This window comes from Neomoorella sulfitireducens, assembly GCF_024733845.1.
Lineage (GTDB): Bacteria > Bacillota > DSM-521 > Neomoorellales > Neomoorellaceae > Neomoorella > Neomoorella sulfitireducens.
In genome coordinates this window covers 63,477-84,104 of the sequence record NZ_JANRHG010000006.1, presented here as the reverse complement: position 1 = coordinate 84,104, position 20,628 = coordinate 63,477, and the positions used below count along the sequence as shown (strand labels likewise).

The window sequence follows — 20,628 nt, the reverse complement described above, 5'->3', positions numbered from 1 at the left end:
ATGAGAGGAGGCGAAAGATGGATAGGGTCCTGGCTCTGAGCTGGCAACACCTCAGCCTGTCGGTGACGGGAGTATTGCTGGCCGCTGCGGGCGGTATCCCGCTGGGAATATTATTGACGCGGCACCGGTGGTTAGCCAAGCCCGTAATGGCAGCCACGGAAGTGATCCAGACAATTCCCAGCCTGGCTATGCTGGCTCTGTTGATGATGTTATTTGGGCTGGGGGATACTACCCTTGTTGTTTCTTTATTCCTTTATTCCCTGTTGCCCATCGTCCGCAATACCTATACCGGTCTATTAGGGGTAGAACCCAGCCTGCTTGAGGCAGGTAAAGGCATGGGGATGACCAGGGGGCAATTGATTTGGCGGGTGCAGGTGCCAATTGCCCTGCCGGTGATCCTGGCCGGTTTACGTGTAGCCCTGGTGACTGCTATTGGCATTGCGACCATCGGCGTACTCATTGGAGCGGGTGGACTGGGAACCCTAATCTGGCGGGGTATTCAAACGCGGAACAACACCATGGTACTGATGGGGGCCGTGCCTGCGGCGCTGCTGGCCATTTTGACCGATGCCGGGCTGGCCCTGCTGGAACAAACCCTGGTCCCGCGGGGGCTCAAAAAAAAGGCTGTCTCGGCATTATAATTAAAAGAAGGATGGGATATCATGCATAAGAAAACCAGACGATTAAGGAAGCTAATCGCGTTAATTACAAGCCTCGCCTTACTACTATTTGCCGCCGCCGGTTGTGGGGGTACCGGGGCTAAAGGTACAGTAGTGGTAGGTTCCAAGGACTTTACCGAAAACATTATTCTTGGCGAGATGATGGCCCAGCTTATTGAAGCCCATACGGACCTGAAGGTCGAACGCAAATTAAACCTTGGCGGTACCCTGGTTAACTTTAACGCCCTCAAAAAAGGCGAGTTAGATCTTTACGCTGACTACACCGGTACCGGCCTGGTAGCCATCTTGAAAATGGATGTTATTAATGACCCCCAGGAGGCCTACGATACCGTCCAGAAGGAATATAACGAGCAGTTTAAACTGAAGTGGCTAAAACCTTTTGGTTTTAATAACACCTATGCCCTGGCGGTACCGGAGGAGGTTGCTGAACGGCATAACTTACAAAAAATTTCCGACCTGAAAAGCGTGGCCGGCGAAATGGTATTTGGGGCCGAGCAGGAATTTTTTAACCGCCCGGACGGCTATGACGGCTTAATTGCCGCTTACGGGTTAAACTTCAAAAGCGCCAGGCAAATGGAAACCGGCCTTAAATATGAAGCCATCGGTAACAAAATGGTGGATGTGATCGACGCCTTCTCCACCGACGGCCAATTGATTACCTATAACCTAAAAATCCTGGAAGATGACAAGCACTTCTTCCCGCCTTACTTTGCAGCACCACTAGTACGTATGGATACCCTTGAGAAGTATCCCCAGTTGGAAGAGGTCCTTAACAAGCTGGCCGGCCAGCTGGATGATGATGAAATGCGCCAGCTCAATTACCAGGTGGATGAAGAAAAAAAGGAAGTGGCCCAGGTGGCAAGAGACTTCCTGCTGAAAAAAGGCCTGATCGAGTAACATGTGGGTATAACTAAAAAGTATTCGCCAGTACGACACAGCCCACCGGTTTCCTGCCGGTGGGCGAAATATTTTTCCCATATATGAGTTCCGGGCGCCAGGGGGACTGGCGGCCATGACTTCCCAGGAAATGGAGCGAAGGGCCCGGCGCTGCCTGGCATAGCCAGCTTCCACAAGGGTATGCTAAAAGAAAAAAACGCAGGTAAATTATATGGATACACGTTTAGCCATTCCCTTCCTGGGCGGTTTGACCTTTATCCTTGCCCTGGGTGCGGGGGTGATCCAGCCCTGGCGGGGGTTATTGCTTCTATGGGCCGCGGGGTTAATTTTTGGTGCCACCGGCCTGGTCCGGGAACTTTCTGCTTCTTATGTTACCCTGGTTACAATCGTGGGAGCTGTTGCCCTGATGGCAACCGAGGGAATTACCCGGCCCTGGTACAGAGGGCATAAGGAAGCCGTCCTGGCAGGAAAACAGTTGCTAGCAGGCTGTTTGACGGTCCTGCTCCTGGCCGGGATCTTTCTTGGTCCCCTGTGGGGATTGCTCCTGGCAGGAAGTACAGGTAGCCTGGGAGCGGCGTATATTTCACGCCGGCATTCACTGGCGGGATTGGCCCGGGGATTGTTCTTGCTATGCATTCGCGTAGGCGCTTTACTTTTACCGGCTGCGCTGCTGGGCGGTCGCCTGCTTGGACTTTTTTAAGCAAGTCGCCTTGCAGATGGACAGCCAGCGGTGTACAATGAATAAAAGGCCTGGTGGCAGGGACTTCATCGCTCCCGGATGAAGTCCAATTTTTTAATTTTTACATATGTGCAGGAGGCCATAAGGCATGGATTTACGCATCAAAGCTGCCAGGGTATCCATCTTTTCTAATTTTACCTTGGTGTTGAGCAAACTAGGGATCGGTTACTGGATGCATTCGGTCAGCGTCATGTCGGAAGCCATTCATTCCGGCCTGGACCTGGCGGCAGCGGCTATAGCCTACTATTCCGTCCGGGAAGCCAGCAAGCCGGCCGATGCCGAGCACCGCTACGGTCACGGTAAAATTGAAAATATTGCCGGCACCGTTGAAGCCCTGCTGATTTTCCTGGCAGCCCTATGGATTATATATGAAGCTTTAAAAAGGCTTATTGGCGGCAGCCATGCCGTAAACGACCCCATAGCCGGCGTTGCCGTTATGGGCGGGGCCAGCGTTATCAACTACCTGGTGTCCCGCTATCTCTTTCAGGTAGCAAAGGATACGGATTCCATCGCCCTGGAGGCCGACGCCTGGCACTTGCGCACCGATGTTTATACTTCTGCCGGAGTTATGCTGGGCCTGGTAGCCCTGTTTTTTACCGGCTTCCACTGGCTGGACCCCATGGTGGCCCTGGTTGTAGCTGCAATGATCATCAAAGCTGCCTACCAATTAATAAAGGAGGCCATGCTGCCACTGGTAGACGTTAGCCTGCCGGCTGAAGAAGAAAATATTATCAAGGATATTATATCCCACCACGCCGGCCAGTATATTGAATTCCACAAATTACGCACCCGCAGATCGGGCCGGGACCGCCAGGTAGACCTGCACCTGGTAGTGCCGCGCTACAAACCTATCGAACATGTCCATGACCTCTGCGATCAAATTGGCAATGAGATTAAAGCGGCCCTGCCCTATACCGAGGTTTTAATCCATGCTGAACCCTGCACTTCACCGGTGGATTGCCCGGCGTGCGCCGCCTGCCCGGAGAAGGAAAACGTTACGCGAGAGCGAAATGAATAGAAACGAAGGTTGTCAATTTAAAGGGGGAGAGGGTAATGCAGGTACTTTCTTTATTGGCCATTCTTTTTGCTTTGCTGGTGGCCATCTTTGCCTTGCAGAATGCGGGACCGGTGGAAATTAATTTTCTAGTATGGAAATCCCGCTATATTTCCCTGGTCCTGGTAATCCTGGGGTCGGCAGCCTTTGGCGCCGTGGCGGTATTTTTACTGGGCGTAGTCAGGCAGGTGCGCCAGGCCCGGGAAGTAAAAGAATTAAAAAGCCAGCTGAAAAAATTACAAGAAACCGTAGCCGGCTACGAGAAAGAAGCGGCGGTAGCGGAGCCAGGGGGAGGCAGGCAGGAAGGGACTGGACAAGCTTGAAAAGTACGCGTTGGGCCATGCCTCCAGTAAACCCGGTAGAGAGGCTGGCCCTGGCCCGGGAGTTACATATCTCACCGGTAACGGCGCAAATCCTCCTTAACCGGGGTATAACTACGGTAGAAGCAGCGAGGGCTTTTTTCCACCCCGATCCGGCCAACCTTTTCCCGCCGGAAAAGATTCCCGGCCTGGCGGCGGCCAGGGAACGCCTGGTCCGGGCGATAGTAAACCGGGAAAAAATAATGGTCCATGGCGACTATGATGTCGACGGTCTGGCGGCCACAGCGATTATCCTGGAAACCCTGGCACGCCTGGGAGTGGAAGCTGAAGTTTATATCCCTGATCGCCTGGCCGAGGGGTATGGCTTAAAAAAGAAGGGGCTTATTAAAGCCCTGGAATTAAATTGCCGGCTGGTTATAACCGTAGATTGCGGTATAAATTCCCTGGAGGAGGCTATCTTTGCCCGGGAACAGGGGTTGGACTTGATTATTACCGACCACCACCGGCCCGGGACAGTCCTGCCCCAGGCTGATGCCGTAGTCAACCCCCTGCTGGGACCGGATTTGCTTCCCCTATGCGGCGCCGGGGTAGCCTTCAAGCTCGCCCAGTCCCTGGCGGCTCATTTTGGCCTGGCAACGCAGGAAGGAGTTGCTGCCGGTTGGGCCCTTGACCTCGTAGCCCTGGCAACCATTGCCGATGCCGTCCCCCTTCTGGGAGAAAACCGTCTCCTGGTCCAGCTGGGTTTAAAGGCCCTGGCCAGGAAAACGCGACCCGGACTGAAGGCCCTGGGAGAAGTGGCAGGCCTTCCCGCCAGGGAATGGACGGCCCGGGAGGTGGCTTATGGTCTGGCGCCACGCTTGAATGCCTGCGGTCGCCTGGGAAGCGCCATGCCCGCCCTGGAAATTTTATTAACCGATTCTACCCAGCAGGCTCTGGAACTGGCCCGGCACATGCAAGAGGAAAACCAGGCCCGGAGACAACTGGAAGAGAGCGTTACCGCCGAGGCCGAAACCATGGCCGTGACGGCATTGGCAGAGGGAGCAAAAGGCCTGGTCCTGGCGTCCGAGGACTGGCATCCAGGGGTGATAGGCATTATAGCTGCCCGCCTGGTGGAAAAATATAACTGCCCGGTTGTCCTAATCGCTTTGGCAGGCGACAGGGGCAGGGGCTCGGGCCGTAGCATTCCTGGTATCAATCTCCATGAAATTTTAACCAGGTGCCGTTCTCACCTCCTGGCCTTTGGCGGCCATGCCCTGGCAGCAGGGCTGGAGATCGCTACTAAAGAAATTCCGGCCTTCCGGGCTGCCTTTAATGAAGTAGTAAAGTTACTTTTGGCTAAGGTTCAACCTGCTCCGGAAATAGCACCTGACGCGGAAGTACTTTTCAGCCAACTGGATTGGGAGTTGCTGGCGGAGCTGGAGGGCCTGGCACCCTTTGGCGAGGGCAATCCACGCCCCCTCCTGGTCTGCAGTAACGTCCTGTTAAAGACGGCCCGCCAGGTGGGGAGCAACGGTGCCCATTTAAAATTAACGTTATGGAATGAGGGCAGGCAAATAGAGGCTATTGGTTTTAACCTGCAGCTGCCGCAGGATCTGGCTCCCGGGGAGCGGGTGGACCTGGCCTTTTACCTGGAACGTAACAATTACCAGGGAAGAGAGGAATTGCAGCTTTCCCTGGCAGCCATTCGCCCCTCAGAAAGGATAACGACAATACCGGTCATAAGCAGGGAACAGGTGGCGGCAACCGTTATGCCCGGTGCCGGTACCACCTGGTGCTGGCAACTGCAAAGGGCCGTTAACAAGGATAGTCCGGTTACAGGTTTTTTATTTGCCACTGGGCTGGCCGTCCGCCAGTGCTATTGCGGTTTAAAACGCCATTGCGAGGAACCTGTATTTTTGCGCCCCCTGGGCCCGTGGCTGGGACAGGCAGGTGTAAACAGGGTTTTAGCCGGGGAAGGAGCAATTATTACCTGTTACCCTTTCTGGCCGGCGGGAGCAGGAGCGGGGAAAGCTTCCTTCCTGGTATCTGCCCTCGTCAGCGGGGAAAAGGGGGCTGGTTACCTGTTGCCTCCTGCCAGCACCCCGGCGACATGGCAGGTAATCCCGGAACTGTTGCCCACTTTAAAAGAGCTGCTTGCCAGGGGGCAAAACATTCTCCTATATGAAAAAGATGCTGCCCGGGCGTTACGGCTGGGAGACCGGTTGCGGCAGGAACTGCCCGGGATACGGCTGGCCGTAGATACTTTTCTAGATGCCCGGCCTCTCTGGCTGGTTACGGAGGCGGCATTGAGCGGACGCTTGCCGTTACTGGTGGCCAGCCGGGAGATGCCGGTATGGTTTTATCCGGCCGGTGCCGTAATATTTAATTACTCCCCCGGCAGCCAGGAAGAAATTGAGCTGGCCCTACCGGGGATGGAACAGGTGCCGGAAGTATATATCAACCTCCGGGGAGGAGACAGGCAGCCGGAAGACCTGCGCCGGGAACTGGCGGTATTTTACCGCCGGCTGCAAGAGGGGACTAACAACGGCAACAGGCTTTACATAATTAATAATAAAGGTTATCATCAACGATGGTACCTGGCGATTTTTGAAGAACTGGGTCTCATCCGGGTTGAAAGTCGTGGGGGTGAGCTCGCCGTCCACCTCCAGGAAGTAGCCGCCAGGCGCAATTTAATGACTTCCCGGCGCTACCGCCAGCTCCTGGCGGAAACAGAAAAGGCCCGGCAATTTTACCGGCAAATTGCAGGCGGGAGGTGATGACCTGTGGACCTGAAGGAACTGGAGCAACAAGTTAAAAGTTACCGGCCGGGAGCGGACCTGAAACTCCTTCATGACGCTTACCAGTTTGCCGCTACAGCCCACCGGGGGCAAAAACGGCGCTCGGGTGAAGATTATATAACCCACCCCTTAAATGTAGCTGCTATCCTGGCGGAGTTACAGCTGGATGTAGTTACTATAGCAGCAGCCATCCTTCACGATGTGGTAGAGGATACACCTATCCGCCTGGATACAATCAAGGACATTTTCGGCGAAGAAGTGGCCCTTCTGGTCGATGGCGTCACCAAACTCAGCCGCCTGGAATGTAAGACCAAAGAAGAACAGCAGGCGGAAACCTTACGCAAGATGTTCCTGGCCATGGCCCAGGACATACGCGTCATTTTGATTAAGCTGGCCGACCGCCTGCATAACATGCGCACCTTGAAGCACCACCAACCGGAAAAACAGAAAGAGATTGCCCGGGAAACTTTAGAGATTTTCGCCCCCCTTGCCCACCGCCTGGGTATATTCCGCTTGAAGTGGGAGCTGGAAGACCAGGCCCTGCGTTACCTCGAGCCGGAGCGCTATTATGAGCTGGTCAACAGCATCAACATGAAGCGCCAGGAGCGGGAGGAATATATCCAGCAAGTAGTGAAGATCCTGGGAGAGAAACTGGCCGAAGGTAAGATTAAAGCCGACATCCAGGGGCGGCCCAAGCACTTTTACAGTATTTATAATAAAATGATGAAGCAGGGCAAGGAATTAAGCGAGATATACGATCTTATTGCCGTGCGGGTGATTGTTGACAGCATAAAGGATTGTTATGCCGTCCTGGGCCTGGTTCACGCCCTGTGGAAGCCCATTCCCGGGCGCTTTAAAGATTATATTGCCATGCCTAAACCCAATATGTATCAATCCCTGCACACCACCGTTATTGGCCCTAACGGGGACCCCTTTGAGATCCAGATCCGTACCTGGGAGATGCACCGCACGGCCGAATACGGTATTGCCGCCCACTGGCGTTATAAAGAAGACGGCGGCAACTCGGACCCGGATTTTGAAAAAAAGCTGACCTGGTTGCGGCAGCTCCTGGACTGGCAGCGGGAGATGCGCGATCCCCGGGAATTTATGGAATCCTTAAAGATCGACCTTTTTTCCGATCGCGTGTATGTCTTTACTCCCAAGGGGGATGTGGTAGAACTGCCGGCGGGATCAGTACCTATAGATTTTGCCTACCGGGTGCATACCGACGTGGGCCACCGCTGTACCGGGGCCAGGATTAACGGCCGCATTGTACCCCTGGATTACAAACTAAAAACGGGCGACATAGTAGAAATTTTAACCACCAAGGGCAGCCGCCCCAGCCGTGATTGGCTGCACATTGTTAAGACCTCCCAGGCCAAAAACCGCATCCGCCAGTGGTTTAGAAAGGAAGAAAGGGAGAAAAACCTGGCCAGGGGCCGGGAGATGCTGGAAAGGGAATGCCAGAAGCAGGGCCTGGACCCGGAGGAAATCCTTAAACCGTCCCTCCTCCAGGAAGCAGCCCGCAAGTTCAATGTGGCCGGCAGCGAGGACCTGCTTGTAATGGTGGGCGACGGGGTCTTGCCCCCGTCCCAGGTAATCGGCCGGCTAAAGGGCGATGAAGAATTACCTTCTCCCGGGGAAGCAGCTAAAACAGCAATAAAGCCCTGGAGCGGCTACGGCAAACCATCCCACGGCATCCGGGTTAAAGGTGTGGATAACCTGGATATCCGCCTGGCCCATTGCTGCAATCCCCTGCCCGGGGATGCCATCCTTGGTTATATAACCCGGGGACGGGGAGTCAGTGTCCACCGTAGCGATTGTCCCAACATCAACCACCACCTGGATACGGAAAAGGAGCGCATTATTGAGGTGGCCTGGGAAGATACTGCTGACGCCACTTACCAGGTGCATATTGAAGCCCTGGCCCTGGACCGGCCCAACCTGGCCATGGATATTATGGCTGCCGTGGCGGACACCAAAACCATTATTAATTCCATCCACGCCCGGGCTACGAGGAACGACCAGGCCCTGGTGGACTTAAAGATTGAAATCAGGAGCCTGGAGCACCTCAATTATATAATGGATAAAATCCGCCGGATCCGCGATGTGATGGACGTTAAAAGGGTCATTCCCGGTTAATAGAAAAGGATATTGGCTTTGTTTTCATATCTTTTTGTGTTAAACTGGAAGGCAGGTGACCGTTATCAGGGCGGTAGTACAACGGGTCAAAAGGGCGCGGGTGATGGTTGCGGGACGGGAAGTTGGGTCCATTGGCCCGGGGCTCCTTGTTTTCATAGGTGTAGGGCAGGGTGACAATGACCAGGATGTTGTCTATTTGGCCGACAAGGTGGCCAATTTGCGAATTTTTGCTGATGAAGAAGGCAAAATGAATTTATCGGTCCGGGATATCAGCGGGGAAGTACTGGCTGTTTCCCAGTTTACCCTTTACGGCGATTGCCGCAAAGGACGGCGCCCCAGTTTTACCGCCGCAGCACCGCCGGAATTAGCCGGGGAACTGTACCGGCAATTTATTGGTGCTTTAGAAGCTTATGGCATCAAAGTGGCAACCGGCCACTTCCAGGCCGAGATGGTGGTGGCCCTGGAGAACGACGGCCCGGTAACCATGTTGCTGGATAGTAAAAAGTTATTCTAGTCCGGAGTTATATTCAGGGGTGTGGTAGCTAGATGTTTCTTAAGACACTGGTTGTAGGCCCCATCGGTACCAACTGCTACCTTATAGGTTGCCAGGAAACAAAGGAAGGGGCTATCATTGACCCCGGTGCTGAAGGCCAGCGAATTCTTGCGGCAGCCGGGGAAGCTGGCTTGAAAATCCGCTATATCATCAATACCCACGGCCATATCGATCACATAGGGGCCAACGGGGTCATAAAAAATGCTACGGGGGCGTCTATCCTGATCCACAGCGATGATGCTCCCTTCCTAATTGATCCCGGGCGCAATCTTTCCGTTCTTATGGGAAGCAGGGAAAGGGGCCCCGGCGCCGATCGCCTTTTACAGGAGGGCGATACCATTACCATCGGCCGGACTATCACCCTGACGGTGCTCCATACCCCGGGGCATACTCCCGGGGGGATTTGCCTACAAGGCGAAGGATTGATTTTTACGGGGGATACCCTGTTTGCCGGTTCCATCGGCCGTACCGACTTTCCCGGCGGCTCCTTCAACCAGCTCATTAATTCCATTAAAGAAAAACTTTTTGTCCTGGACGATGACCTGAAAATTTATCCCGGCCACGGCCCGGCGTCTACCATTGGCGCCGAGCGGGTTGATAATCCTTTCTTTTAGTTAACGGAGGCTTGAGATGCTGACGAGTCGACCACGGGGTACGGAAGACATCCTACCGGAAGAGATAAACCGCTGGTACTTTGTGGAAAATACCGCCAGGCAGGTGAGCCGGCTTTACGGTTACCGGGAAATCCGCACGCCCGTTTTTGAACATACCGAGCTTTTTAATCGCGGCGTCGGGGATACTACCGATATTGTGGAAAAGGAAATGTATACCTTTACCGATCGCGGCGGGCGCAGTTTGACCCTTAGACCGGAAGGCACGGCGCCGGTGGTGCGGGCCTTCCTGGAACATCACCTGGAGGCAGGGGGATTACCGGTAAAGCTATTTTATCTTGGTCCCATGTTCCGTTACGGCCGTCCCCAGGCCGGCCGGCTGCGCCAGTTTCACCAGTTTGGAGTGGAGGCCTTTGGTTCCCGTGACCCGGCCCTGGACGCCGAGGTTATCGCCCTGGCCATGGATTTTTACAACCGCCTGGGGTTGAAGGAGCTGGAACTGCATTTAAACAGCGTCGGTTGCCCTGCCTGCCGTCCCCGGCACCGGGAGAAACTACAGGAGTACCTCAGGCCCTACCTTGGTGATCTATGCCCAACCTGCCAGGGGCGTTTTGATCGTAACCCGTTGCGCATCTTTGACTGCAAGAACACGGTATGCCAGGAAATCGTGGCCGGGGCGCCGACGATCGTCACCTGCCTTTGCCCGGACTGCGGCCAGCATTTTGCGCGCGTTCAAGAGTACCTGCAAGAACTGGCAATTGACTTTATCCTGGACGAGCGCCTGGTACGCGGCCTTGACTACTACACCAATACGGCCTTTGAAATAATGGTTAAGGGCATCGGCGCCCAGGGTTCTATTGGTGGCGGCGGGCGCTATGATGGCCTGGTAGAAGCCCTGGGGGGGAAACCGGTGCCGGGAATCGGTTTTGGCCTGGGGCTGGAACGCATCTTGCTTGCCCTTGAAGCCCAGGGCCGGGAGCAGGTGCCAGGTGGAGGGGTAGATGTTCTGGTGGTGACGGCCGGCACCGGTGCAGAGAAGGTGGCAGTCCGACTGCTGGCCGATCTGAGAGCGGCCGGGCTGAAAGCAGATAAAGATTACCTGGGCCGCAGCCTCAAGGCCCAGATGAAATATGCCAATCGCTACCCGGCCAGGATGGCAGTAATCCTTGGGGAAGAAGAACTGGCCCGGGGGCGGGTCCTGGTACGCCGCCTGGATAGCGGGGTCCAGGAAGAAATACCTTTAGACGCAGCAGCAGCTTACTGCCGGCAGGAAAAGGAGCGTGGATTTAGTGGTTGAATCTATATCCGGGCTGCACCGCACCCATTGCTGCGGGGAGCTCGGGACAATTGATACGGGTAAAGAAGTAACCCTTATGGGCTGGGTGCACCGTCGCCGCGATCACGGCGGCCTAATCTTTATCGACTTGCGGGATCGGTCTGGCCTGGTCCAGGTTGTCTGTGACCCGGAGGCAGGAACGGCCTTTAAGAAAGCCGAAGAGGTCCGCAATGAATATGTAGTTGCGGTTAGGGGCAATGTACGACTGCGACCGGAGGGAACGGCCAATCCCCGGCTGGCCACCGGTGATATTGAAGTAGAGGCGCGGGAATTGCGTATCCTCAACCCGGCCAAGACGCCACCCTTTTACATTGAGGATGACATAGCCGTCGATGAAGCCCTGCGCCTGCGTTACCGCTACCTGGATTTGCGCCGGCCGGAGATGCAGGACATTATGCACCTGCGTTACCGGACTACCAGGGCCATTCGCGATTTCCTGGACGGCCGGGGTTTCTGGGAGATTGAAACGCCTATGCTTACCCGCAGCACCCCTGAAGGGGCGCGGGATTTCCTGGTGCCCAGCCGCCTGCGGCCGGGGGAATTCTTTGCCCTGCCCCAGTCGCCCCAGCTCTTTAAACAAATTCTCATGGTGGCCGGTATAGAGCGTTACTTCCAGATCGTCCGCTGTTTCCGGGATGAAGACTTAAGGGCCGACCGCCAGCCGGAGTTTACCCAGCTGGATATGGAGATGTCTTTTATCCAGCGCGAAGATATTCTAAACCTGGTGGAAGAATTAATGGCCTATGTTTTCCGGGAAACCCTGGGGGTGGAAATTGACCTCCCCCTGCCCCGGCTGACCTATAAGGAAGCCATAACCCGCTATGGAACCGACAAACCCGATTTGCGCTTTGGACTGGAGATTTTCGACGTTTCCGACGTGGTTGGAGGTTGTGGCTTCAAGGTTTTTGCCGACGCAGTAGCAAAGGGCGGGGTTGTACGGGGGCTGTGCGTTCCCGGCGGCGCCGGTTTTTCCCGCCGGGAACTGGATGAATTAACGCAGCAGGCCGTGACATCCGGGGCTAAAGGCCTGGCCTGGATGGCCCTTGCGGCCGGTGAAATCCGCTCTCCCATTGCCAAATTCTTTACCGGTGAAGGGCTTCAGGAACTGGTAGCCAGGGCAGGCGGCAGGGAAGGAGAGCTGCTCCTGTTTGTAGCCGATAACGAGACAGTAGCTGCCTCTGTCCTGGGGTCTTTACGCCTGGAACTGGGACGTCGGTTACATCTCTATGACCCGGAGCAACTGGCCTTTACCTGGGTGACGGATTTTCCTCTTCTGGAATACAGCCCGGAGGAAAAACGCTACGTGGCCGTCCATCACCCCTTTACCATGCCCATGGAAGAGGACTGGCCCTTGCTCGATATAGAGCCTCTAAAGGTGCGTGCCCTGGCATACGACCTGGTTTTAAACGGCGTTGAGCTTGGCGGGGGCAGCATCCGTATCCATCGCCGTGATATCCAGGAAAAAATGTTCAGCCTTCTTGGCTTTTCCCCGGAGGAGGCGCAGGAAAAATTCGGATTCTTGCTGGAGGCCTTTGAGTACGGCACCCCGCCCCACGGTGGTATTGCCTTTGGCCTGGACCGGATGATCATGCTCATGGCCCGGAGGGATACCATCCGCGACTGCATCGCCTTCCCCAAAACCCAGAGCGGTACCTGCTTGATGACGGCGGCTCCTTCTACTGTCGCTCCAGAACAACTCCTGGAACTGCACCTTAAAACAACCGCCCGTCCGGCGGGAAAACAATACAGTACTGGAAAAGCATAGCACTTGCAATCCCTTTAAGTTTATGTTAAGATTATGCTTGCAACAGGAGGAAATAAAAAATTCACCCTGCGATGTTCGTGTCGCACCGTGGAGTTTTGAGCCAACACCTATACAAAGGGAGCCCTGCCTCTGGGCGTGGCTTGCAGGCCCCCTTGTAGGGGAAGCAAAAAGCGTCCAGGGAGGCACCCACCTGCGGAGAGCGGGTTCATTAAACACACGGTGAGCACGGCATTTGTGGGGTTTTTATTTTCAGGTGGGCAAGATGGAAAGTTTCTGGACCCGCACGGAAATGCTCATTGGTCCTGAAGGGCGGGCCCGCCTGGCAGCATCCCGGGTAGCGGTAATAGGAACCGGCGGCGTCGGTTCCTTTGCTGTGGAGGGCCTGGCCCGGGCAGGTATAGGCTACCTGGAACTGGTGGACCCAGATATAGTCCGTCCCAGCAACATCAACCGCCAGGTACCGGCTTTACATACAACCCTTGGCCGGCCAAAGGTCGAAGTCATGGCCAGGCGGTGCCGGGAGATTAACCCGGAGGCGGTAATTGTTACCCGGCAGGAAGCGTACAGCCCGGCAACGGGCTCCAAATTTGTCCGGCCCGACCTGGACTACCTGGTGGATGCCATTGACAGCGTGGGGGCTAAAATTGACCTCCTCGCGACAGCCTTGCAAACGGGGGTACCTGTGGTCAGCAGCATGGGGGCAGGTAACCGGATGGATCCCACCCGTTTAAAGGTGGCCGACATCAGCGCCACCCGTGGGTGTCCCCTGGCACGGGTTGTGCGACGGGGATTAAAAGCCAGAGGTATAACCTATGGATTGACGGTAGTCTATTCCGAAGAAGTTCCCATTACGCCCCGGACCAACCCGGAACTGGCACCAGGCGAGCGCCGGCCACCCGGAAGTATGGTTTTTGTCCCGGCCGTAGCGGGGTTAATGCTGGCCAGCGTGGTTGTACGGGACCTCCTTTCCCGGAATAATTGTTAGTTGCCGGGGTGGCAAATATCCTTTATACTGGATAAGGGTATCACGGGAAAGGAGGTTAGAGGAGTGAGCAGGAAACCGGGCGAAGAAAGTTCGTATGCTCCCCAGCGGGACGATTTACTACTCCGCCTGCGGAAGATAGAAGGCCAGGTTAAAGGTATCCAGCGTATGATTGAAGAGGACAAGTATTGTGTGGATATTCTTATTCAAATTGCCGCAGCGCGGGCAGCCCTGAAAAAGGTTGGAACCATGATTTTTGAAGCCCATGTCCGCGGCTGTGTCCGGACGGCAATCGTTAACCAGGAAGATGGAGAAATAATTAATGAATTAATTGATGTATTAAATCGTTTCACCAGTTAAAATGAGAAGGAGGGAAAAGGTTTGGCCTCACCAAATATAATTACCCTTAGTGATGCCGATTTTAAAGAAGAAGTCCTTGACGCCCAGATTCCGGTTCTGGTTGACTTCTGGGCCGGGTGGTGTGGTCCCTGCCGGATGATTGCACCAATAGTAGAAGGACTGGCAGAGGAATACCGGGGCAGGATAAAGGTGGCTAAGGTAAATGTCGATGAATATCAAGGTTTAGCAGCGCAATACGGTATTATGAGCATTCCTACCCTCCTGTTATTTAAAAACGGCGAGGTTGTCTCTCGCCTCGTTGGATACCAGTCAAAAGAAAAACTGGTGCAGGTGCTGGAAAAGTATTTATAAAGCATCGAAAGAGCCCACCGGTAGATAACGTGCCACCCGGTGGGCTTTTTATATTTTAAATTATTCCTTAAGCCTTGCTGTCACCCTTGCTATGCCTACGCTGCTGCCAGGCTATTTTTAATTGCCCTTCCCGGCCGTAGTTGCTGGGATGATAAAAAATCTTTCCCCGGAGGTTGTCAGGAAGGTACTCCTGTTCGACCCAACCGCCGGGATAATCGTGGGGGTACTTATATCCCTTCCCATGGCCGAAGGCGGCTGCTCCCCGGTAATTTGCATCCCGCAGGTGGATGGGTACTGGCGCGGCCGTTTCTTTTTCTACCGCTGCCAGGGCAGCGTCGATAGCTTTGATGACCGAATTGCTTTTGGGAGCCAGGGCAATATAAATAGTAGCTTCGGCTAAGATTATCCGGCCTTCCGGCAGGCCTACCCGTTCCACCGCCTGGGCGGCGGCACTGGCCACCACCAGGGCCTGGGGATCGGCCAGGCCCACATCCTCGGCGGCGTGGATGAGGAGTCGCCGCGCCAGGAAAGCCGGATCTTCCCCGGCATAAATCATCCGGGCCAGCCAGTAAAGGGCGGCGTCGGGGTCCGAGCCGCGCATGCTTTTAATCCAGGCCGAGACGCAGTCATAATGCTGGTCACCGTCCCGGTCATAGAGGACGGCCCGCTGCTGGATGGCCTCTTCGGCAACCCTGAGGGTAAGGTAGCGGTAGCCTTTTTCGTCCGGCGGGGTGGTGAGGACGGCAAACTCCAGGGCGTTTAAGGCTACCCGGGCATCGCCGTTAGCTACCCGGGCCAGGTGCTCCAGGGCTTCCGCTTCAACTACGACATTGAATCTGCCAAGTCCCCGTTCCGGATCTTCCAGAGCCCGGCGGAGAAGGGCCAGGATGGCCTGGTCAGATAAAGCCTCCAGGCGGAAGATCCTGGAGCGGGAACGAATGGCGGCATTAACCGTAAACATGGGGTTTTCAACGGTGGCACCGATAAGGGTCAGCAATCCTTCCTCGACGCAAGGGAGGAGGGCGTCCTGGATATTTTTGGCCCAGCGGTGAATTTCATCAACAAAAATGACCGTCTTTTGCTGGTAGTATTTTTCCCGCTCCCTGGCGGCGGCAATGACCCGGCGGATATCATTAATACCGTCTAAAACGGCATTTAAAGATTCAAAATGGGCCCTGGTCATACGGGCGATTATCCGTGCCAGGGTTGTTTTGCCGCTCCCGGGAGGACCCCAGAGGATAATGGAACCCAGGCTGTCGTTCTCAATAGCCCGCCGTAGCAGGGTGCCGGGACCCACGATTTTTTCCTGGCCGATAAATTCATCTAAAGTACGGGGCCGCATCCTTACGGCCAGGGGAGCGCGTGCCTCCCGGTTTTCCTCGCTGGCCTGCTCGAATAGATCCATTAATAACACCTCAACTCTATTCTAACATTTTACAACGGCATGTAAAACCGGCTGGAAGATTTACGCCGGCTCCTGCTGGAACAGGCCAGGGAGATTGTCAGCATGATAGCGATTAGGATTAATTTTTTTGCCCCGGTAAACTTTTATTTAACGTATAACCCGTACCACCTCTTCCAGGGAACGGCGCGGCCGCGGTGATGGCTTCTGGTCGGGGTAACCCACCGGTATGATGGCTACCGGCCGCAGGTTAGGTGGTAAAGAAAGGATGCGGCTTACCTCAGCTTCACTGAAAGCTCCTACCCAGCAGGTCCCCAGGCCATAGCCGGTGGCGGCCAGCATGAGATTAGTGACGGCTGCAGCCGTATCCTGCAAGCAATAAAGATAGCGGCCCCGTTCACCGTAAGCGGTTGCGGCCCTTTCCGGATCGGCGCATACCACAATGACGACCGGCGCCTGGGCAACAAACTTCTGGCCCAGGGCTGCCCGGGCTATGGCCTCTTTTAGATCATCCTTGTAGATGCAATAGAAAAACCACGGCTCCACGTTACCGGCCGAAGGCGCGGCGCAGGCTGCTTCCAGCAGGCGGCCAATGGTAGCTTCGGGAATGGGGTCAGGCTTGAAACGGCGGATGCTCCGGCGTTCTTTAATGGCAGCAATTACGTCTTTAGTCAAGGTCATGCCTCCCTTGCTCAATCTTCAATACTAGAAACTAGCATAACTTACCAGGAAAATCAAGCCCTGGTAATCTGCACACATTTTCTAGGCCTGCCCGGGAAATGAATAATTTTGGCGCATGTACATGGATTATTACCATGATTGTATATTTACCTGTCGATCAGGATAATTTAAAGCTGAGTAAAAAAGTCGACTTTAGCGTTGACAAAACCCGAGTTAATTGCTAAGATATTATTACCGAGCAAATCACTAGGGATTGGAGGTGATGGGGTGAAACTCTCGACGCGGGGCGAATACGGCCTGCGCGCCATGTTTGACCTGGCCCAGCATTACGGCGAAGGCCCCATCCCTATTAAAAGCGTAGCCGAAAGGCAAGAGATATCTGAACACTACTTAGAACAGCTCATTGCCGTTTTGCGTAAAGCCGGCCTGGCGAAAAGCGTCCGGGGCGCCCAGGGCGGTTATATCCTGGCCCGCGACCCGGAGGAAATTACCGTGGGGGATATTATCCGCGTGCTGGAGGGTCCCATTGCTCCGGTTGATTGCCTGAATGACAGGGAAGGTGAATGCTGCGAGCGGGCAGAGACCTGTGTCACCAGGGGCATCTGGGAAAAGGTGCGGGACAGCATCAGCAGCGTCCTGGACAGCTTTACCCTGGCCGACATGGTAGATAAAGCAAGTAAAATGCAGCAAGACGATAAACATTATATGTATTATATCTAGCGAAAGAAAAGGGTGGAATTATGCGCAGGGTTTACCTTGATCACAGCGCTACTACGCCGGTCCGGCCCGAAGTCCTGGAAGCCATGCTGCCCTTTCTCAAGGAGGACGCCCTTGGCAATCCTTCCACCATTTACAGCTACGGCCGGGAGGCGAAAAAAGCCCTGGATGAAGCCCGGGAAAAGGTAGCGTACTTGATTGGCGCCCGGCCCGAGGAGGTCTTTTTTACCAGCGGCGGCACTGAGGCCGACAACCTGGCCCTTATAGGCACGGCGGCGGCCAACGAGAAAAAGGGCCGCCATATTATAACCTCCAGCATCGAACACCACGCCGTCCTGCACACGGCCCAGTATTTAATGCGCCAGGGTTTTAAAGTAACTTTCCTGCCGGTGACCCCGGAAGGCCTGGTACGGGTGGAGGATGTAGAAGAAGCAATTACCGACGAAACCATTCTCATCAGCGTCATGCACGTCAACAATGAAGTAGGTACTATACAGCCCATTAAAGAAATAGGGCATCTGGCCCGGGAACGCGGGATTATCTTCCATACCGATGCCGTCCAGAGTGTAGGCAAGATCCCCGTTGATGTCGATGAACTGAATGTGGACTTGCTCTCGGCCTCCGCCCATAAGATATACGGTCCTAAAGGCGTGGGCTGCCTTTATATACGTAAAGGTACGAGGATTACCCCCATCCTGCACGGGGGCGGCCAGGAGCGCAAGCGCCGGCCGGGTACGGAAAACATGCCGGGAATTGTAGGTTTTGGCCGGGCGGCGGAACTGGCCGGAAAGGAACTGCCCCACGAGATGAAACGACTGCAAGCCCTGCGGGACAAGCTAATAGATGGCATCCTTGAGCGGATTGAGGATGTCCAGGTAAACGGTGACCGGGAAAACCGGGTGGCCACCAACGCCAATTTCAGCTTCCGCTATGTAGAAGGCGAATCCCTGCTTTTAAGCCTGGACATGAAGGGTATCTGCGCCTCCAGTGGTTCGGCTTGCACATCCGGTTCCCTGGATCCGTCCCATGTCCTGCTGGCCATGGGTATACCCCATGAAGTGGCCCATGGGTCGGTACGCATGACCCTGGGCCGTGATAATACGGAAGCCGATATTGACTACGTCCTGGAAGTGATGCCCGAAATAGTAACCCGCTTGCGGGCCATGTCGCCCCTGTACAACAAATAAAAGGAGAAACAAAGGAGTGAGCAGGGTGTATTCCGAAAAGGTTATGGACCATTTTACCAATCCTCGCAATGTGGGCGAGATTGAAAACCCAAGCGGTGTCGGTGAAGTGGGCAACCCCGTTTGCGGTGATATCATGCGCCTGTACATCCAGGTGGAAGATGGCGTTATTAAGGATTGTAAGTTTAAAACCTTTGGCTGCGGCGCCGCCATTGCAACCAGCAGCATGGTGACGGAACTGGTCAGAGGAAAAACAATAGAAGAAGCGCTGCAAATAACCAATAAGGCGGTAGCCGAGGCCCTGGACGGCCTGCCGGCCCAGAAGATGCATTGTTCCAACCTGGCCGCCGATGCCCTGCATAAAGCCATTGAAGATTACCGGAATAAGAATAAAAAGGTTTCTTGAGTGAACAATACTAAATCCAGGGGGGTGGCCAAAGCGGCCCACAAGGCAAAAGTTATGGTGGCCATGAGCGGCGGCGTGGACAGTTCTACGGCCGCCGCTTTATTGAAGGAAGCCGGCTATGAGGTAATCGGCGTTACCCTGGACCAGTGGCCTGAGGGCACACCGCCTCCGGCAGGAGAAACCGGCTGTTGCAGTCTCGCTGCCGTGGACGATGCCCGCCGGGTGGCCGGCATCCTGGAGATACCATATTACGTCTTGAACTTTCGCGAGGTTTTTGAGCGCGAAGTTATCGATTATTTCGTTTCCTCCTATCTGCAAGGGGAAACTCCCAATCCCTGCATAGCCTGCAACCGTAAGGTACGCTTTGACGTCCTTTTAAAAAAGGCGCGCGCCCTGGGTATGGATTACCTGGCCACCGGCCATTATGCCCGGCGACTTTACGATGCCGGGCGCGGCCGGTATCTCCTGGCCAAGGGGCGCGATCCTGATAAGGACCAGAGCTACTTCCTTTATTCCTTTACCCAGGAACAGCTGGCCCATACCCTCCTCCCCCTGGGGGACTATACCAAACAGGAAGTGCGCCGGCTTGCCAAAAGATATGGCCTGCCGGTTGCTGAAAAGGCCGAATCCCAGGATATTTGCTTTATCACGGAGGGGGATTATCGCGATTTTCTCCGGAGCAAGGCGGCGCAGGCTATAAAACCTGGTCCCATCCTGGATGTTAGGGGGCAGGTGGTTGGCTGGCATGAGGGGCTTCCTTATTACACCATCGGCCAGCGCAAAGGCCTGGGCCTGGCCCTGGGTAAGCCCTGCTTTGTGGTAGCCCTGGATCCAGAACGCAATGCCGTTATTGTCGGCGGCAAAGAAGACCTGGAGCGACGCGTCCTTTATGCCCGGGATAACAATTACATCCTGTGGGGGGAACTGCCCTCCCGGGCCCGGGTAACGGCGAAAATTCGTTACCGGGCCCCCGAGGCGGCAGCTACCTGGTATCCCATGGCAGATGGCCATGCCAGGCTGGAATTTGATGAGCCCCAGCGAGCCGTTACCCCCGGCCAGGCCGTGGTATACTACCAGGACGACCTGGTGGTAGGAGGCGGTACCATTGAGGCTGCTTTTGATTATGAGTGAAGCGCATGTCGATAACCTTCCCCGGTTATACTAGAGGAAGGTTATCTTTTTTAACGGGGGTTTGAGTATGCCCAAGGGGAGGGAACTGGTCGGTTTGCCGGTCATCAGCCAGGACCGGGGAGAGGAGTTAGGGCGGGTCCAGGACCTCCTCTACGACGAGAAAACAGGCCTTTTAAAGGCTCTTGTCCTGGCCGACGGCACCTGGTTGCAACAGCCCCGGGTGATATCCTTTGAGGAACTGCAGGGCCGGGGACCCAAAATCTTTACCGTTACCGGTGCAGGGGCCATAGGCAATGAACTGCCGGAGGGGTTCAGGCGCTGGCAGGAGATAAAGGGCCTTCGCCTTTTAAACCGGGAGGGCCTGGAATTGGGCCTGGTGGAAGATCTCGTTGTTGATCTTCCTTCTGGGAGGGTAAGAGCCCTGGAGATATCAACGGGGTTGGTGAATGACCTCCTGGAAGGGCGCCGGGAAATTCCTCTCACCGGTGAAGTAGAGTGGGGAGCACAGGAAGTGATCATGGGTTGAGTATCTTAGGGAGT

21 protein-coding genes and 1 other RNA gene are annotated in these 20,628 nt (G+C 55.1%); 20 read left to right on the top strand and 2 right to left on the bottom strand.

Going from position 1 to position 20,628, the window contains the following annotated elements:
- The first annotated feature begins 17 nt into the window (after positions 1-17).
- From NWF31_RS07850 to trxA, 15 genes are all read left to right on the top strand, one after another.
- Entirely contained in the window at positions 18-641 is a 624-nt protein-coding gene (locus tag NWF31_RS07850) for an ABC transporter permease (RefSeq protein WP_258359949.1), read from the top strand.
- A gap of 21 nt (positions 642-662) precedes the next feature.
- Positions 663-1,577, top strand: a complete 915-nt coding sequence (locus tag NWF31_RS07845) for a glycine betaine ABC transporter substrate-binding protein (RefSeq protein ID WP_258359948.1) — start codon at positions 663-665, stop codon at positions 1,575-1,577.
- A gap of 211 nt (positions 1,578-1,788) precedes the next feature.
- Positions 1,789-2,277, top strand: a complete 489-nt coding sequence (locus tag NWF31_RS07840; protein ID WP_258359947.1) for a hypothetical protein — start codon at positions 1,789-1,791, stop codon at positions 2,275-2,277.
- Positions 2,278-2,404: 127 nt separating this feature from the next.
- Positions 2,405-3,334 (top strand): cation diffusion facilitator family transporter, encoded by a 930-nt coding sequence (locus tag NWF31_RS07835; RefSeq protein WP_258359946.1) that lies wholly within the window; start codon positions 2,405-2,407, stop codon positions 3,332-3,334.
- Positions 3,335-3,369: 35 nt separating this feature from the next.
- On the top strand, positions 3,370-3,693 hold the full coding sequence (locus NWF31_RS07830) for a LapA family protein (RefSeq protein ID WP_258359945.1): 324 nt from the start codon (positions 3,370-3,372) through the stop codon (positions 3,691-3,693).
- Positions 3,690-6,446, top strand: a complete 2,757-nt coding sequence (gene recJ, locus NWF31_RS07825) for a single-stranded-DNA-specific exonuclease RecJ (protein WP_258359944.1) — start codon at positions 3,690-3,692, stop codon at positions 6,444-6,446. The genes NWF31_RS07830 and recJ overlap by 4 nt, the downstream gene beginning before the upstream one ends.
- Positions 6,447-6,452: 6 nt before the next feature.
- Positions 6,453-8,609: a RelA/SpoT family protein gene (locus tag NWF31_RS07820; RefSeq protein WP_258359943.1), complete on the top strand. Its 2,157-nt coding sequence runs from the start codon at positions 6,453-6,455 to the stop codon at positions 8,607-8,609.
- Between the two features lie 64 nt (positions 8,610-8,673).
- Positions 8,674-9,123, top strand: a complete 450-nt coding sequence (dtd, locus tag NWF31_RS07815) for a D-aminoacyl-tRNA deacylase (RefSeq protein ID WP_258360042.1) — start codon at positions 8,674-8,676, stop codon at positions 9,121-9,123.
- 32 nt (positions 9,124-9,155) lie between these two features.
- On the top strand, positions 9,156-9,776 hold the full coding sequence (locus tag NWF31_RS07810; RefSeq protein WP_258359942.1) for an MBL fold metallo-hydrolase: 621 nt from the start codon (positions 9,156-9,158) through the stop codon (positions 9,774-9,776).
- A gap of 16 nt (positions 9,777-9,792) precedes the next feature.
- Entirely contained in the window at positions 9,793-11,070 is a 1,278-nt protein-coding gene (gene hisS / locus NWF31_RS07805) for a histidine--tRNA ligase (RefSeq protein ID WP_258359941.1), read from the top strand.
- Positions 11,063-12,874, top strand: coding sequence for an aspartate--tRNA ligase (aspS, locus tag NWF31_RS07800; protein ID WP_258360041.1), 1,812 nt, complete (start codon positions 11,063-11,065; stop codon positions 12,872-12,874). Before hisS ends, aspS begins: the two co-directional genes overlap by 8 nt.
- 60 nt (positions 12,875-12,934) lie before the next feature.
- Positions 12,935-13,119: non-coding RNA, 6S RNA (gene ssrS / locus NWF31_RS07795), on the top strand.
- A gap of 17 nt (positions 13,120-13,136) precedes the next feature.
- Positions 13,137-13,859, top strand: a complete 723-nt coding sequence (locus NWF31_RS07790) for a tRNA threonylcarbamoyladenosine dehydratase (protein ID WP_258359940.1) — start codon at positions 13,137-13,139, stop codon at positions 13,857-13,859.
- Between the two features lie 63 nt (positions 13,860-13,922).
- The gene (locus NWF31_RS07785; RefSeq protein WP_258359939.1) at positions 13,923-14,216 is read left to right on the top strand and encodes a metal-sensitive transcriptional regulator; all 294 of its coding nucleotides are present in this window, start codon (positions 13,923-13,925) and stop codon (positions 14,214-14,216) included.
- A gap of 21 nt (positions 14,217-14,237) precedes the next feature.
- Positions 14,238-14,567, top strand: a complete 330-nt coding sequence (gene trxA / locus NWF31_RS07780; RefSeq protein ID WP_258359938.1) for a thioredoxin — start codon at positions 14,238-14,240, stop codon at positions 14,565-14,567.
- A 67-nt stretch (positions 14,568-14,634) separates the two neighbouring features.
- Here trxA and NWF31_RS07775 read toward each other — a convergent pair whose 3' ends face one another.
- Together NWF31_RS07775 and NWF31_RS07770 are read right to left on the bottom strand one after the other, a co-directional pair.
- Positions 14,635-15,972 (bottom strand): AAA family ATPase, encoded by a 1,338-nt coding sequence (locus NWF31_RS07775; protein ID WP_258359937.1) that lies wholly within the window; start codon positions 15,970-15,972, stop codon positions 14,635-14,637.
- Between the two features lie 147 nt (positions 15,973-16,119).
- Complete coding sequence (locus NWF31_RS07770; protein ID WP_422880263.1) at positions 16,120-16,650, bottom strand: nitroreductase family protein; 531 nt, start codon at positions 16,648-16,650, stop codon at positions 16,120-16,122.
- Between the two features lie 267 nt (positions 16,651-16,917).
- Between NWF31_RS07770 and NWF31_RS07765 the strand changes: the two genes are divergently transcribed.
- The 5 genes from NWF31_RS07765 (at position 16,918) to NWF31_RS07745 (ending at position 20,614) form a co-directional block, all read left to right on the top strand.
- Positions 16,918-17,370: an RrF2 family transcriptional regulator gene (locus tag NWF31_RS07765; RefSeq protein WP_258359935.1), complete on the top strand. Its 453-nt coding sequence runs from the start codon at positions 16,918-16,920 to the stop codon at positions 17,368-17,370.
- Between the two features lie 20 nt (positions 17,371-17,390).
- Positions 17,391-18,554, top strand: a complete 1,164-nt coding sequence (gene nifS, locus NWF31_RS07760) for a cysteine desulfurase NifS (protein WP_258359934.1) — start codon at positions 17,391-17,393, stop codon at positions 18,552-18,554.
- A gap of 25 nt (positions 18,555-18,579) precedes the next feature.
- Positions 18,580-18,957: a Fe-S cluster assembly scaffold protein NifU gene (gene nifU / locus NWF31_RS07755; protein ID WP_258360040.1), complete on the top strand. Its 378-nt coding sequence runs from the start codon at positions 18,580-18,582 to the stop codon at positions 18,955-18,957.
- A 54-nt stretch (positions 18,958-19,011) separates the two neighbouring features.
- Positions 19,012-20,088 (top strand): tRNA 2-thiouridine(34) synthase MnmA, encoded by a 1,077-nt coding sequence (gene mnmA / locus NWF31_RS07750; RefSeq protein ID WP_258360039.1) that lies wholly within the window; start codon positions 19,012-19,014, stop codon positions 20,086-20,088.
- A gap of 67 nt (positions 20,089-20,155) precedes the next feature.
- Positions 20,156-20,614 carry a PRC-barrel domain-containing protein gene (locus NWF31_RS07745; RefSeq protein ID WP_258359933.1) on the top strand — a complete coding sequence of 153 codons (459 nt, stop codon included), beginning with the start codon at positions 20,156-20,158 and terminating at the stop codon, positions 20,612-20,614.
- Positions 20,615-20,628 lie beyond the last annotated feature (14 nt).

Coding starts and splice junctions, on each gene's coding strand:
- NWF31_RS07835 (WP_258359946.1), top strand. CDS start 2,405: ATGGATTTACGCATCAAAGCTGCCAGGGTATCCATCTTTTCTAATTTT.
- NWF31_RS07810 (WP_258359942.1), top strand. CDS start 9,156: ATGTTTCTTAAGACACTGGTTGTAGGCCCCATCGGTACCAACTGCTAC.
- NWF31_RS07790 (WP_258359940.1), top strand. CDS start 13,137: ATGGAAAGTTTCTGGACCCGCACGGAAATGCTCATTGGTCCTGAAGGG.
- NWF31_RS07850 (WP_258359949.1), top strand. CDS start 18: ATGGATAGGGTCCTGGCTCTGAGCTGGCAACACCTCAGCCTGTCGGTG.
- NWF31_RS07775 (WP_258359937.1), bottom strand. CDS start 15,972: ATGGATCTATTCGAGCAGGCCAGCGAGGAAAACCGGGAGGCACGCGCT.
- NWF31_RS07830 (WP_258359945.1), top strand. CDS start 3,370: ATGCAGGTACTTTCTTTATTGGCCATTCTTTTTGCTTTGCTGGTGGCC.
- mnmA (WP_258360039.1), top strand. CDS start 19,012: ATGGTGGCCATGAGCGGCGGCGTGGACAGTTCTACGGCCGCCGCTTTA.
- nifS (WP_258359934.1), top strand. CDS start 17,391: ATGCGCAGGGTTTACCTTGATCACAGCGCTACTACGCCGGTCCGGCCC.
- NWF31_RS07840 (WP_258359947.1), top strand. CDS start 1,789: ATGGATACACGTTTAGCCATTCCCTTCCTGGGCGGTTTGACCTTTATC.
- NWF31_RS07845 (WP_258359948.1), top strand. CDS start 663: ATGCATAAGAAAACCAGACGATTAAGGAAGCTAATCGCGTTAATTACA.
- NWF31_RS07745 (WP_258359933.1), top strand. CDS start 20,156: ATGCCCAAGGGGAGGGAACTGGTCGGTTTGCCGGTCATCAGCCAGGAC.
- NWF31_RS07770 (WP_422880263.1), bottom strand. CDS start 16,650: ATGACCTTGACTAAAGACGTAATTGCTGCCATTAAAGAACGCCGGAGC.
- hisS (WP_258359941.1), top strand. CDS start 9,793: ATGCTGACGAGTCGACCACGGGGTACGGAAGACATCCTACCGGAAGAG.